Origin of the sequence: Candidatus Fukatsuia endosymbiont of Tuberolachnus salignus, assembly GCF_964030845.1 — a bacterium.
Taxonomy (GTDB): domain Bacteria; phylum Pseudomonadota; class Gammaproteobacteria; order Enterobacterales; family Enterobacteriaceae; genus Fukatsuia; species Fukatsuia symbiotica.
The window spans coordinates 1,791,781-1,807,509 of record NZ_OZ034983.1; the positions used below are offsets into that span (position 1 = coordinate 1,791,781).

A 15,729-nucleotide genomic window follows, 5' to 3' on the forward strand; every position below is an offset into this window, starting at 1 on the left:
AATTGTGACAATGCCGAATCCCCGTTATGGGTCGGCATTGTCCATTTACACTGTGTATTGAGAATACCCAAATTTAGTATTTTACGTTATTATCCTGATTCTCAAGGTTTCGTTTGACGCCTAATTGCAATAGAAAATTTATGTCACGTAGCTAATTAAGGATGATTATCATGGCAAATGCCAATCGGGAAGGTATTACTTTAGAACAGTGGACATGGTTGGTTCAGTGGGTTAAACGCATTGAACCAGGCTACTCATCAGCCGAGGCAGAAGTATTCCTCGATCAGTTTAATTATGCCAGAACGACTCGATTTAACGATTATCAATTGATGCTACAAGGGATTGAAGAAAATCACGTTAGCCCCGCCTTAGTCAATCCCGGCCTAGAAAATAATGGGCATCATACGTCTGACAGTTGGACAATTGTAGAAGCAAGCGTCGTAGAACGGCAGGATCAACCGGCGAAAAAAGTAAAAACCGACGTCCCCGTATCTTCCCAACCGCCCTTCTCTGCAGAGCCTCCTAAAGCAGACACCGTGCCAGTCACAGCAACCCCAGCCAATCCCAACCGAATGGGTATTCCTCCCAAAAAATGGGTATCGTTAATTACAAGGGTACAAAATATTCAATCCGGCTATTCGCACGCTCAAGCAGAAGCCTTCCTCGACCTGTTTAATTTTCCCGAAAATACCCGAATCAATGACTATGAGCAGCTGTTGCGGAATATTCAGGAAAATGGCTTGAGCATAGTTCGATTAGAGCAACAGCAAAGAGAAAGGAATCGTGCATCTGCTCGCATCAGTGTTCCCACACCAGTCTACTATATGGGAGGAGAAAACCTTGCTGATGCGACGAATACTGGGGATGCCATTGGCGCTGCTGTAAACAGCTTTAAAGAATCGGAGGAGTATCCTCAATTTTTGGCACAATACCATCAAGCTATTGATAAAATCATTGCATTTTATATGGTCAATGTTGACGATCAAGCAGGCAAAACTCTGGTCAGCCACAATTTTGAGGAATTTAAAAAGAAAATATCAGACAGTGATCATCAGAACAGCCATCGCTATTACCAAATGAAAAGTGTGATTGAGGAGATTGCTCGGCTATTGGCACTCCCCAATACCAAAGAAAATCCACTTTCCCATAAATTAGCCGAAATTTACGAGTTGGCTGACAGGATCGCACACTGTGCTGATGGTGCAATCTCAGACATCTTAAGGGCCAGTGCAAATCTGTTCGCGCCTGGTGCAGATTTACTGAGTAGCATGCATAAAACAAGGGAAAAAATAGCGCACAGTACCCTTAGAGAATTTATGGTTTATAAAAGAATAGGCAATAACGTACACACATTTAATGCATTCTTAGATCGCTTCAATGAACAACTCGGCATGCCGGCCAGTCAAGATCGCTATAGAAATCTGGATGCTGTTACCCAAACACGGGTTGAAAGTTGTCAGCGAAAGTTGATCAATGCGCTGACACCGTATCGTATTACCTATGAATTAGCCAACGCGCATCTGAGCTTTCTTCTGAGCAAACTGGGGGCTGATGCGCTCGCTAACTACGACAAAATAGATGAACTTAGGCTGAGCCTGGATATAGAGGATCCGGAAGAAGGTTTTAAACCCGGTTATAAAAATCTCGATACATCTGCCCTTTTCATCGAGAATAACGGTGGATATCAGCTACGACAGGATCCCCTTTTATTACAGATAGAAATGGCAAAAAAACTCTCGCGTGCCAGATCAAGCACCATTTGGCCAAGTTGGTCGATCGAAACCGTGGATAATGGCCTGGGAAAGACATTCCAGCGAATAGGTGATCTATTTTGGCAGGAAATTGAAGGTGAAGTGATCCTGCCCACGATTAAAAGTATCGGTAATCGTATTAATCAGATCGCGCCTGAGCAATTGATACGAATGATTGAGCAAGCCAATGCAGGAGATGCCGCATTATTCGACATTAATCCTCAGCGCCTACATGCCGCAACCGGGCAGCAAATCGCATTATTTTTCGCAAAATTAGGCGATGTACGTGGCCTTAACTACGTGATAGCGCACAATAACTGGTTTAAAAACTTAGATACCAACCCATTGGTACCGATTATTTTACAGTTTCCTCCCACCGCATCGGCTAACCTGCCCACTTATTTATTACATCATATGTCACCTTCTGAACTGACTCAGTTTCTAGAAAAATTGGGAGTTCAAGGCAGTATTGACTACGTGATCAAGAATTTCAGCTGGTTCCGGCAGTTAGAGAGTAATCCACTGGTACCCGCTCTTTTAACCTTACCGCGCGATAGACTGGTGACAATTTCCAGTGAGTTATTTCATCATTTGACCACCGAACAAGCCACTCAATTTTTTACAAAATTGGGCGTTGAGTATGGTGTTGCTTATGCAACCAAAAATTTTGATTGGTTCCAACAACTCAATAGCAATCCACTGGTACCGGCTCTTTTAACCTTACCGACCCATCAATTTACCCAGGTTTCCACTGAGTTATTTCATCACATGACTTGCCAACAAGCCACTCAGGTTTTTTATAAATGGGGGTTTAATGCCAGTGTTAACTATATTAAAGATCACTTGGAGTGGTTCCAGCAATTAGAAAGTAATCCATTCGTACCGCTTCTTTTGAAGAGTACCCATAAAGAATTGATTACATTTCCGCCAATATTGTGGCAATTGATGACAGTGACGACACTGTATGATTTTTTTAAGCAACGAAATGATCCCGGTGCAGCGGCTTATATAGACTATTACATCAATGGCTGGCCTCATCACAATAATCAAGGTACTGACAGTAAAGCTCATCCTATTCAAGATATTAATCTCAATGCGCTGCTGTTAAACATTGTCTTTATAAAGGTACATACGATACATAATAATGTCACAACCTATCCGATTCATTACCTTAGCCGGTTATTTATCTTAGCCAGCGAAGCTGAAGATCGGCAAACAATAGAGTTATTGCTACAACAATCCGAGCTCGATTTAAAACAGAGTCAATATGGTCATGTTGAGAATCCTTTATTTGTGGCAATAAGAAAAGATTTGACCTGGTTAGTTCTTATGCTGTTGGCAAAACATCCATTGTCAGATTATCAGGATGCAGGTCGGCACAATGTGCTATTTTACGCGATTCAAAATAAAAACTTGCAGATACTGACAGCATTATTAGATGCCGGGGCGGATGCGAACGAAAAAAATTTACTAACCAATACCACTGCCTTGGAACAGGCTGTTTTATCAGAGGATCCTCGTCTGGTAAGCAAGTTGTTAGAGCATCATGCTAAGGATGATTCAGCTAACGCATTGATGCTCGCCATAAAGCAGGGAAATATCACCATGGTGGAAGCCCTGTCGGCAGCAACGATAGAACACTATTACCACCACATAAAGCAACAAACCAGTGTTTATGATCGAGCCTGGTCTTTAGCTCACGAACAGCCCTCATCTGCTGACATCATCAAGATCCTCGAACAGAATAAAGCACATTTAGCCAAGATGCTCCCAGCGCTGACTCTATCCGATTTGTTTCGCTATGGTGTGATGTCCACTACTGGACTGCAATCCCCTATTTCAGGAACCGAAGTCAATCCACTTAGCTTACCATTGTATGCAAGTATCCAGGCTACCCTGGCCAAGCTACATGAAACAACAGGTAGTGAGCAGATCGAAACCGCTTTTATCCTGCTAAATCAGGTTAATTTTTCTCTGAATAGGCCCTTTGGCAATATTTCCAGCAACATGGTATCAGTCATATCAAGACTCCAGACTCAAATCGATCATATACTCTTTGCTAATCTGGCACCCGACTCGATGAAAGAAAACCTGCTCGCGCTTACAGAAATTCAACCCGCGCTCGCAGCTGATGTATATCAGGCCCTGTTGCAAAAAACACCGGCTACCCGACTATTTTTCATGAATTTTATATTCAACAGGATGGCAGAAGATCTTTACTTCGACGTTCCAATAAAATTCCGTAAAACAAATCCTTTTTCTCTCTCTACACACAGAAATTTTTGGGAAATTAGGCTAGACGGTTTTAATGGTCAGGTGCCGAATGAAGAGGATCTGGGCTTTAAGGCCATTTACCACTTCCCGTTTGATGAACAATTTAATGGTTTTGAGACGGCACTATCGAAAGAACAGGCACAGGGTGAACTAAAAAAAATTAAGATCGATCAAACGAATGGATTCATTCATATAGGCTACAACCAGAAGGAATTAAACGCATTACACCTGAATAAAAAGAGAATGAGAATCAGAAAATTTATTGATGCTTTGTTAGCGAAGCTAGAGCTGCGTTCTGTTGGTGATCAACGTAATCCCGAAAATCGCAGAAATTTCTTCTTCAGAGATATACGAAACCATCGACGTAGAATGTTGGCCACCTACGGTGATAAAGCCCACTTACGTAGGGAACAAAAAGCACGAATAACGCAAATAGAGAAGATGTATCGTAGTATTTACCATACAGACGTGGCGATCTGGGATCAACAGTATTCAACTGAAGCACTGAATCGACTGAATCAGCAACTTACTCAACAGCCAAATGTGCGAGAGCAGTTGGCGTTCTTACTAGCAGAGCGCCAAGGTCTGCTGATGAACAGTCATAATGGTGATTATGGTTATCAACGTAGTGATTACGTCACTACTGCTTTTATTGTTCAGCACATGGATACGCTTAAAGAATTGGGTATTTCCATTCTTGGATTGCCTTTAGACAAAGTGACCCAAACATTTATTGACCATTTCCGACGCAATCCCAGACAACCAATCTCTCCCTATTTAAAATCCGTATTGAAAAAGGAGGGTTTGACTACCCTATTTATTGCCGCCTGTCAAAAAGGGCTGAAAGTGGTTGCTTTGGGGCAAACCTATCAGCCTTACGCCGAAACCTATATTCAGGGTGTAGCCAATACTTTGGCAGAGGAAAAATTAACATCGATACCCGTGGGTGAAAAATTCATTGCTATTGGTGATAGCCACCTTTTGTTATCAAGTGCGGGATATGATCGCTTCTTACCGGGTCTTGCTCATCGCCTAAGGCTACCTGTACTACAAATCGTCAATAATCAACTGTCGATCCAACCTGATGATATTTCTAGGCGTATTGCCAGTGTTGGCTTACATACATCAGGCCCGGCAAAACGAAATAATGTGGAAAGCTGGCAGAAAATAGAGGTAAGCCCCCATGAACGAAACAGTCAAACAAGGTTCGACGGCATCCTTATCCTACAACTGGAAGATGATGCCGAAAGTATGAAAGCAGCCGCCAATCTGGCAGCTAAACATCCTGATAAATCCGTATTATTTCAGTGTGATAAGCATGGAAATTTGCGTTGGGTGCATGGTAACCCATTTGTACTGGCCGGTAATATACGTTGGCATTTAGTCGGTCATGGGCGTGGTGGTACAAATGATCACAATCATACATCGTTAGCGGAGTACTCACCCTTCGAGTTGTATCAGGTCGTAGAACAGGTTCGTAACAAGCTAAGTATTAATTATCATATCCAGGGAGTCGTACCCCATGAAATTGTCTTGATGGGATGTGGGCTGGCCAGCAGTGACATCGAATCTGAGGATTATAGAACGCAAGTTGACACATTACTGAACCGTCGGCAAGCAGGACAATCAACAAAAACGCCAATTAAAGTGATAGCGTATCGAACTACCCTTGATGTTGACCGACAAGGTCATAGGCGTACGCTGGAGAACCCACATCGGTTACAACGTAACCGCCATGAAAACAGGATGACGTCAGGAAAGTTGGGTATGACGTCGGCACAATGGTCAAATGTGATCAGCTGGGTTCAGCGTATCGATCCCACTTATTCGCATTCGCAAGCAGAAGTATTTCTCAATCAGTTTAATTATTTCGTGGAAACACGCCTGAGCAATTATCAGCTTATGTTACAGGCTATCGAGCAGAATGGCACCAGCCTGGCTTCGATCAGGCCGGGTCCTACGGATAGCAACGGTTATCATTTGCCAACAACCTGGACAATTGTAGAGGTTGCCGCCACAAGACAACAGTCACCCAGGGTATCGTTAGCTATTCCTCAAGAAAACGAATATTGGGCGCAGAAAGTGAAGGAAGAATTTTCCTCCTTAAAAAAAGGCAAACAGCAAGCATTCAGAATGTTACGGATATTGTATCCAACAGAAAATGATATCGAAACACTGTGGAAAAGTTTCAATCTGTCAGGCGAAGCACGGCAGCAGTTTGTTTTTGAATTGACAAATACGGCAGTCCTTCCTTCATGGGCACAGCAGTATAAAATTTCATCACTGGATCCCAACAACCTGCAACGATTTGATCATCTTCGTGCTGTCACTGATCCGATTATCGCCAGGCTGCAAAAATCAAACGAAGGAAGCGTTTATGAAGATGACCGCCGAGCAATTTTTGATTTTAGTGATCAATTTATTACCTCATATGCTGCTGCTAGAGGCTATCAAACCAATCAAAAACGGGCCTTTTTTAGAACAGATATCAGCGGGGTATTTCGTGGTGATCATCGTACTCCCTATAAATTAGCACTAGATGAAAAAATGTTGGCATTTGATGACAACCATGCACAACGTCATACTACCGACACAACACTCTATGCAAGTACTTCTTATCAGCATGATGCTGTACGATACGGTTATGGAAAATTCGTCTACCTAATTGATACACGAGGTTTAGAGGCTGTTCCGGTAGCCGATAACGTTGTGCTCAATCCGAAAAATTCAACGACTGGCAATCTTACTGTTTCAGCCGAGGTTTACATTTCTGTGCCCAGCACCACAGGGATCCCATCCAGTCGCATATGGCTGGTGGACTCGGAAGGTCAAGAAGCGGTCAATGTTGCTGATCTTGCCGAACATTTTTATAACGATCTCATTGATCTTGAAGAGGAAACGTTACAAGGTAAAAAATCAGAAATCTATGATCGGCTATTTTATAAAGCCCGTCATAAGGGTCTAAGGCTATTGGATATTAGCGAAATAACTCAGCCAGATGCCACACAAAACATTCGTGACTATCAACACCCCCACTACCAGCACGTTGATCAGGGCTTAAACGCCCTCGGCTCGGCTAAACGCGAAAACGTTGACCACTGGATAAAGCCGGTAGTGAACATTGACAACACCCATACCGCTGGCGAAGGTAAAAAAAGTCGCATCATTATTCAATTGGAGAATGATGCTGAAAGCAAACGATCAGCAGGCGATTTGGCGAGTAAGCATCCAAACGAATCTGTCATCTTTCAGCGTGACGTACAAGGAAAATTGCGTTTGGTGTACGGTGATCCAGACACGCTGGGTAACGAATTGTATCTGCTGTTTGTCGGTCATGGTCGTGGTGGCGAGAATGATGCACACAATAATAGCACCTTGGCAGAGTACAATGCTGCTGGACTGGCGGAGGTCACGCGGCAAATGGTGGGTGTGCTAAACACGCAATATCATCTCCATCGTCCGATAAGTAAGCTAATTCTTGTGGGTTGTGCGCTGGTCAATGATGATCAAAACAGCGGCTTTTTATTTGAATTTGTGCCCAAATTGCTTGAACAGGGTATAAAACCAACCACCCTCGTCGCTTACTCCGCCGAAATAAAGGTCAGCAGGAAGGAGAGTGCACAAGGCGTCGGCCATAAACACCGTATGTCAGCAGATACAGAAGACAACCGAGCCAGCGCTGTGAGACTGAGTCTTACGCTTGATGCTAAACAAAACAACTATTTTCCCACGATTCAGAACGAGACTCAGAACGATTTTGCTGTCCGTCTACAACGAGTGATGACGATTGTCAACGATCTAACCTCTCAACAGATACAACTTGATGCACTCAATGCCCAGCAACAGCACGACCTGGCAGATTTTTTCCATTATCCCGACGGGGATCTAAACGAAGAACGAGTACATCAACTTATTACCCATGAGCAGGATTATAGATTGTGGCGTAACGAAGCCGAACAGCTGCTACAATTGCGAGGGGTGCATCGGCAGCTGTCGGCATTGAGTGGACAAACGGCGTTGGAAAAGACGCAGGCTTGGAATAACCACCAAGTCCACAGTATTACCGCATGGCAGAAGATAACCGATGGCATCAATGGCATTAAAATCGATCTTGCCCCACAGGCATTGTTTATTGGTGACAATAGCCCACAAGCGCACGCATCGGCAACCGCAGCCGCACTGGGCTGGTTACATAGTCGTACGCAAGGAGAAAATGTAAGCCAGCATTATCTTAATGGACTGAATACTTACGCTGAGATTAATGAACATCACACCGATGGCCCACTTTCTGACAATGATACCCTTCAGGTACAAAAATTCCGCTTACTGTTTGATGCTTTGCGATCCACTCCTGACAGATCCCCCGATATTTTTACCCGACAGGCATTACCGACGACCTATACTGAGGTTGCTGAGGGAAATTATTTATTAAAAATCGGCCAACATGCACTGACACTTTCTATTAGCCAAGATGAAACAGGATCACGTACTTTCGATTTGTACGATCCTAATGCTGGCGCGATACGTATCCGTGGTTCCGATACCAACCAGAACCAGCAGACACTTCATGCCGCCTTGCAAACTTACCAGGCTCATCTGAATAATAGCCCGATGCAAACAGTGGATAATCCGTCTGTTCCGGTGTTATATAAAGTGGATATAGCGGCTGCCCGCAAACGCTTCAGCACATTAGCACAGCTGAAAACCTTGTTGGATGATTTTAAAAGTGAGTCGCAGCGACTGGCAACAGCGGGAAATATGACCCTCAGCAATGTTGCGATTTCCGTCCGCATATTAGGGAAAATGGGGGCAAGAATAAAAGGTAAACCTTTTTCTGTGGCTCATCTTGCTCAGCTTACTCCATCGGAACTCGCGGACCAATTGCATTTTGATGTAAAAAAACTCTCTCGCTACTTGCATCAGGCCGATTACACCGATACAGCGACCCAACAGGCAGTGCGTTTTTTGAAGCAACAAATCATGGTTAAGGGAAATACCGAAAGTCTATTAGCACCAAGTCATCACGCGACTGCTGCCACCAGTGCACTTGAGCAATTAAGAATTATTGATCAATATGTTACTCTGATCCCGCTCGACGAAACTGTGCATACTATTCCTATCCCTGTTGATCCACATAAAACAACGCAAATAAGAGCAACACTACAGATCGAGCCGACGCTCGGAACGGCAGTGAAAAATGTACCAATCACCACAGGTTGGACAAAACTCAATCGTATCAGTGGCCATGTCGGCCGTACAATGCAAGGTTACGGTTATCTGCGAGCGCTAAGAGACATAGCAAAATATGATGCCTTGCTGAAAAATGACCACCTGAGTGTAGAACAGAGAGAATACCTCACCTTTGAAAAAAATCTAGCGCTGTTTTCCCTGACCAGCAACATCGCAATTGATTTGATACAAGAAGGTTTCGGTCTATGGAGCAGCCGTCTGGCTCAACTCGGCATGCGCTCCGGCTTTAAGTTACAACTGGCGCGCTTTGGTGGACCGGTTCTCGGGGTGCTTTCCAGTGGCTTTGATATCTACCAGGCTTATCGTGCATTCACGCAGCTGGCTGTCACCACTGACCCAAAACTTCGTCAAGATTTGCTGGTAAACGGTTCACTTTCAGTCGCCGGTGCACTGGTTAGTATCGGCGTACCTGTCGCTTTTGCCATCGGTGGCACCACAGCCAGCGTGGCCGGACCTGTCGGCTTGGTCATTGGGGCAGCATTATTACTTGCTGGTGGGATTTATTCTGCCGTTCGTGAGGTGGAAGACATCAAAAAAGTGGTTCCTTTAACCGATTGGCAGACTCTCCGTAGCGGTTGGCTCGCCTTTTGGAATCAACATCAAGATCCCCATGTTGCCAATTCGTTGACACGTCACCAAACAGAACAGGAAGCAGAAAAAACCATCAAAACACAGCGAGAAGAGGAGGCGCGCAAGCTACTCAACGCGAATATCAACATTGAAACCCTTTACCTAAGCTTAGGTAAGCCAAAGTTAATCAAACACCATTACAAAAAAATCGTCGCGAAAGACTTGGCGGATAACGAACACAGTATACGGGATCATATTCCCCTCACAGAGGACCCTACAAAAACAATGCACGCTGAAGCGGCCAGATACATAACAAAACATTCTGCGCCTATGGTAGATCTCACCTTCAAAGAAGGACCTACGGTTGTCAACAGTAAGTACACTTATTTTACTTATAGCTGGCAAGAAACGGACGATATCGTTAGTAGTGGCGTAAAAATGCCAGGATCTGTGCTACAAAAGTCATTTATTGGTGCATTCAGACAGGTAGGTCACTTTATCAATGGAACAGAAGACGAACACGCGGCGCTGAAAAGAGAGTTGGCATGCTTAAATCCGCTGCAAAATGATTATCGTACAGTAATGGGAGACTTCAACGGGGATGGTGCTCGTGATATCGGTTATCTCTCTACTCAAGGCTTTTATTTATTACTGTCTGATAAGCAAGGTCGTTATACTGAACGGCAGCATATCGCAGAGATCCGCTTAATAAGTGGTTTGACCGTACGCACCTTGGTAGGAGATATCGACGGTGATAAACAAGACGATATCGTTATCCTCATCGAGAGCCAATATCCTACGCGTATTTTGCTGGCAAAAGAAAACGGCCGTTTTATTGAAACATTCCCACAAGGTGTGCCCGTTCCCCCCTCAATCAATATCGATGCAGTTCCCGTATTGGTTGACATCGATCAGGATGGCCATGCTGATTTAGTCTCCTTTACCCGCAACATAATCAAATCCGGGGTTCACAACGTAAACCGACTGGATGGTATCAACATCAGTTATGGCAAGAAGACCGGTGAATTTGATCAGCCTCATGTACTCCCATTCTCGGAGTTAGCCATAGCACAACCTGCAGTCTCTCAATATACCCATCGTGTTGCCGGCGATATCAATGGTGATGGCTACGGCGATATTGTCTCACTGACCGCAGAAGGAAAACTGTATACCCTGTTAGGTACCGGAAATCGAAGAAACCCTTTTGTCGCACTGGCAGAACAACAACATGCAGGGATCACTCAGCTGGCTCGGGATTTTAATACGGCGCAAGTACAGCTAGGTGACATGAATAACGACGGTTTCGCTGATTTAATGGTTATCCAGGCTAACGGCCGTTACACCCTGGCTGAGGGAAAAAAAGACGGCACATTTGGTTCTCCGCACACAGATACCGGGAGTAATGAAACAGGCAGAACACGCCCGAACAGATTAGCAATACGAGGCGAACAACATACATTGGGTATCGGTCAAGATGAAAATGGTCAGAACCAGCTGTTATCACTCAATAAGGCCGGTGTGATCAACGCCCATAGCCTGACTAGCACACTCATCAAAGAAACGGTAGCCTGGTTTAGTTTGGGTGGTGGCAAGGATACCGTGACAGGCCAAACGACACAAAAAAATGTCTTCGAAGTGGGCATTGGACCAAAACAATTTACTGGTGGTCGATTGGCAGACAGCTTTTTATTAATGGGGCAACCTGCACCTGATGATGAACGCGACGCCAGTGTACTTAATGGCGGCATGGAACCAACGGAAACCGGCACGTTATCAACAGATACAGACGATAGGGTGATAGGTGCCGCCGCATTGAAAAATGGAGAAGGATATGACATCAATCTGGTTGAAAGGGTAGCCCGCTATAGAAAAAGCAAAAAGGTCATTACCAACTTGCACAATATCGAACATGCTTACGGACACCGTGAAACAGATGACACCCTGGTCGGCGACGACGCTGATAATCAGTTAAATGGTATGGGCGGTTATGATGTACTACGTGGAAACGGCGGTAATGATAGATTGACATTACAAGAAGGGCTTGCCATTGGTGGTACAGGCATAGATAGCTACCATATTTTGCAACATCAGAGATCTGAAGAAGTCTCCGTGGTACTGGAGGAAAGCACGAGTAGGCAGGAATTAAGTAAAATTATACTGGATTATAAGGCCGCTGCTATCAATAATATCTCATTGCAAAACGGTGATGTAGAGTGGGCATTGCGTAATGATAACGGTCACATTACTCGATTAACGTTGCGTAATATGTATGCTGTTAGTCCCGACGGTAAGCAACAAAACCTGCAACATAACTATGTCCTCTACACAAATGATGGATTGTGCCTTACTGGCTGGCCAGCCACACTGAGCCAAAACCCAGACACCAGTTGGCCATCACTGACGCCGTTACAAGCACAGTATGTGATTGCTCATGACCAAAGCCGTAGAGTACATTTGATGGCGGCTCCTCCAGAACAAATCAAAGTTGAATTACAAACAAGCGAAAGTCTAGGACGGATTGATGTCAAGGTTAACGGTCAATCTGTCAGTAATAATGAAAATAATGCGCCCACTGTTTTGCCAAACTTTTTGCAACTGTCGCTAGTCGGCACAGAATTTAGCACTGCAGTACAGGGAGATGAAAAAGACAACCGGTTATCGACAACACCCTCAGCAGGAGATGAAGACAATAGCCGCACCCGTATCGATACGCTGGTAGGTAAAGGAGGGGCGGATCAGTATTTTATTGGCAGTGGTACACGCCACGTTATCATTGATAACCAAGATGATCACAACAACACCGACAAGGTAGCGGCACAGGATATGTTGATCTTACCCTGGTCACTCAAAGAAACCTGTATAGATCAACAGGGTGACGATATTGAGCTACGTCACTATCAAACACCGGGCATCTATCCGACCATCCGTATTCTCAACTTTATGCTATCCGAACGTTATCGCCATCTCTTGTTACAGGGTAAAGGTGGCGCTTTTGAACCGCTGCTTATCAATCCACAAAAACAGGTTACCGTTGGACAAGCGGTTGCCACAGAGCAAAATGATATTATCCTGATACGCCATGAAACAGCATTGATCGATAAAAAACTAAACTTACTGGCTGGCAATGACATATTCAGTGATCTCAGCGAAGGTGGGTATCATGTGCAAGGTGGAGCAGGTAATGACTTCATCGCATTTGAACAGGGTGATAACATTCTAGAAGGCAACGCCGGCGACGACATCCTAAAAGGTGGTGCCGGCAGTGATAAGCTATACGGTAACCAAGGTCACGATCAGCTTGATGGTGGTCAGGGAGACGATGAACTTAACGGTGGCGAAGGAGACGACACTTACCGTTACACGCTCGGTGACGGTCATGATGTCATCCATGATAATGCAGGTAAAAATAGCCTACAGCTATTCGGTGATATCAGCCTAAGCAGTATACGCACGCGCAGAATGGGTCATGATTTACAGATCATCTTCACCGCTTTGGATAGCAACGGTGACGATGATGAGACTCAAGCCATCACGCTAAGTAATGGCTACCATAATCACGTTATCGATAGCATCGAAATAGCCGGCAAGTTTTATACCGTTGATCAATTGCAGGCAAATACCTGCATACAATTCACTGCTACAAACAACAGCATACACGGCATTCGAGGAAAGACTGGCGACGATCGATTAACCGGTGGTGCGGGGATCGATTGGATCGACGGTGGAGCAGGAAGAGACTGGATCGACGGTGGAGCTGGCGATGACGAACTTGATGGCCAATCAGGAAACGATCAGCTTTATGGTCGTCAGGGCAATGATAAACTCAATGGCGGAACCGGTAACGACTTACTTGACGGTGGTGAAGGCAAGGATTTACTCGGAGGGGGCAAGGGAAATGACCAACTCTATGCTGGCAAAGGAGATGACATGCTGGTTGGAGGTGAAGGGAATGATTATCTCCGTGGTCATGAAGGAGATGATACTTATCTATATTGGAAAGGAGATGGCCACGACATTATCAGAGACAGCAACGGTGCCAATACCGTGAAATTCTCGGGGCACCACTTTACGCTAGAAAATTTTCTGTTTAAAACTATTGCAAACGATCTGATCATTTTTATACTCGATGGTCAAGGTCGTGTTGATGGCAGCGTACAGGTCAAAGATCAATTCAGATCGTCATCTGATGGCACAGTAAAAATTAAAGTGCAAGAACGCGAGCTTACCCGTAAGGATATTCAACAGCGAACAGCACCCTGCTCTAGCGACAGTGTTGGCTATCAGTACCTGACACAGGCAATAGCGGCAATGCCTACAGAAGCCTCGATGCAAGCGGCATCAGAATCAATGTTATTCTCTGCTGCCCCTCGCCAACAACCGCTAGCCACATCTAATGCAGTGATTTAACCCCAATGGCCTCTCTTTCGATGAGAAGTAGAGTAGGTCTCTGGTTTGACATCATCTCCCCAGCGACCTCTCGTCAAACCGTGCTTGCAGTTTTCCCGCACACGGCTTTCCGACTGTCTTCTTTCCACAGCGTTACGACGGCACAGGTCGGGCATACCGACTCCCTTCATCTCCGGTTACGGACAGGCTGTACAGCTTAAACAGCCCGTGGTAATCGTAGAACCAGGACGGCGGGTGGTCCCTCCACCCCTTACCCCGTTTCTTGTGCTTCTTCCGCAACATGATGCAGAGTGTCCATATCGTGTAATTCGCTATGCTCAAGAAATGCTTCCTTGAATTACCTGTCTTGAAGTAATTCCCCCATCCGCGAAGAATCGGGTTTACCTTTTCTTTCACCAATGTGGGCCAATCCCAGTGCTGCCCTTTTCGGACAACATCACGGATTTTCTGCTTAACAGACTTCATAGCCTTGGGAGTCGGATAGTAAAAGGTCTTCAACTCGCCCGTCACTTTCGATGGTTGAACTGCGAACCTGTGACCTAGAAAGTCAAACGGCTCTTTCATGGCATTAACTATCCGCGTTTTCTTGGCATTAAGCGTCAACCCAAGTCGGTCTAAGACTTTCTTGGCCTGATCCAGATAAAACTCCGGGCGCTTGCTGCACAAAATCACAAAATCGTCGGCATATCGCACGATATGAGCATCATGCGGACGTTTACCGAACGCCTTTTTCTCCCACGTCGAATCAAGCCAGTGCAGGTAGAGATTAGCGAGCAAGGGAGAAATTACTCCCCCTTGCGGCGTACCGGTCGTCTCCTTCCGGATTTTCATCTCTTCCATCGCTCCAGCTTTAAGCCACATCTCGATCAGCTTTACAACCGAGCGATCAATGACTCTGGTTCGAACGGACAGCAGTAATTTATCGTGCGGAATTGTGTCAAAGTACGACTTCAAATCCGCATCTACCACCCAGTGGCACTTGAAATTCAGCCACTTGTAGATTTCCCGCAATGCTTGTTGTGCATTCTTCCGAGGCCGGAAGCCATACGAGCAATCCTTGAAGGTAGCCTCAAAAAGAGGTTCGATAACAATTTTCACCGCTGCCTGAACAACACGATCTGCGATAACGGGAATGCCTAGAGGTCTTTGCGTTCCGTCAGCCTTGGGGATGTACACCCGTTTGACCGGCAGAGGCGTGTACCTCTTTTCCATGAGTTTTGTTTGGATTTCAGCCAAGAATGACCCAACTCCAACTTCCTTTTCAATGACTTCAAAAGTCTGCTGGTCGATGCCTGGGGCACCTTTGTTGGCTCGGACTTGCTTGTAGGCCATCCATAACACATCGATCTGACACACCTTGTCATACAGCACGCCGAATTTCCGTGTTGGATTCGTCTTGGCTGCTAGGTATAACTTTCGTTGCAGTACTCGCACTCTTTCTAGCGACGTGTTTTCAGCTTTCGCAATCACGTAATGC

Annotated in this window: 2 protein-coding genes; one reads left to right on the forward strand and one right to left on the reverse strand. The window is 45.2% G+C overall.

What is annotated here, in order from left to right; genetic code table 11:
* Positions 1-170 precede the first annotated feature (170 nt).
* Positions 171-14,252: a C80 family cysteine peptidase gene (locus tag AAHH42_RS08665; protein WP_342220923.1), complete on the forward strand. Its 14,082-nt coding sequence runs from the start codon at positions 171-173 to the stop codon at positions 14,250-14,252.
* Positions 14,253-14,384: 132 nt separating this feature from the next.
* Here AAHH42_RS08665 and ltrA read toward each other — a convergent pair whose 3' ends face one another.
* The gene (gene ltrA / locus AAHH42_RS08670; RefSeq protein WP_342220924.1) at positions 14,385-15,722 is read right to left on the reverse strand and encodes a group II intron reverse transcriptase/maturase; all 1,338 of its coding nucleotides are present in this window, start codon (positions 15,720-15,722) and stop codon (positions 14,385-14,387) included.
* Between the last annotated feature and the right edge of the window lie 7 nt (positions 15,723-15,729).

Bases quoted from the DNA above. Each gene is read 5' to 3' on its own strand.
- AAHH42_RS08665 (WP_342220923.1), top strand. From the start codon at position 171: ATGGCAAATGCCAATCGGGAAGGTATTACTTTAGAACAGTGGACATGG.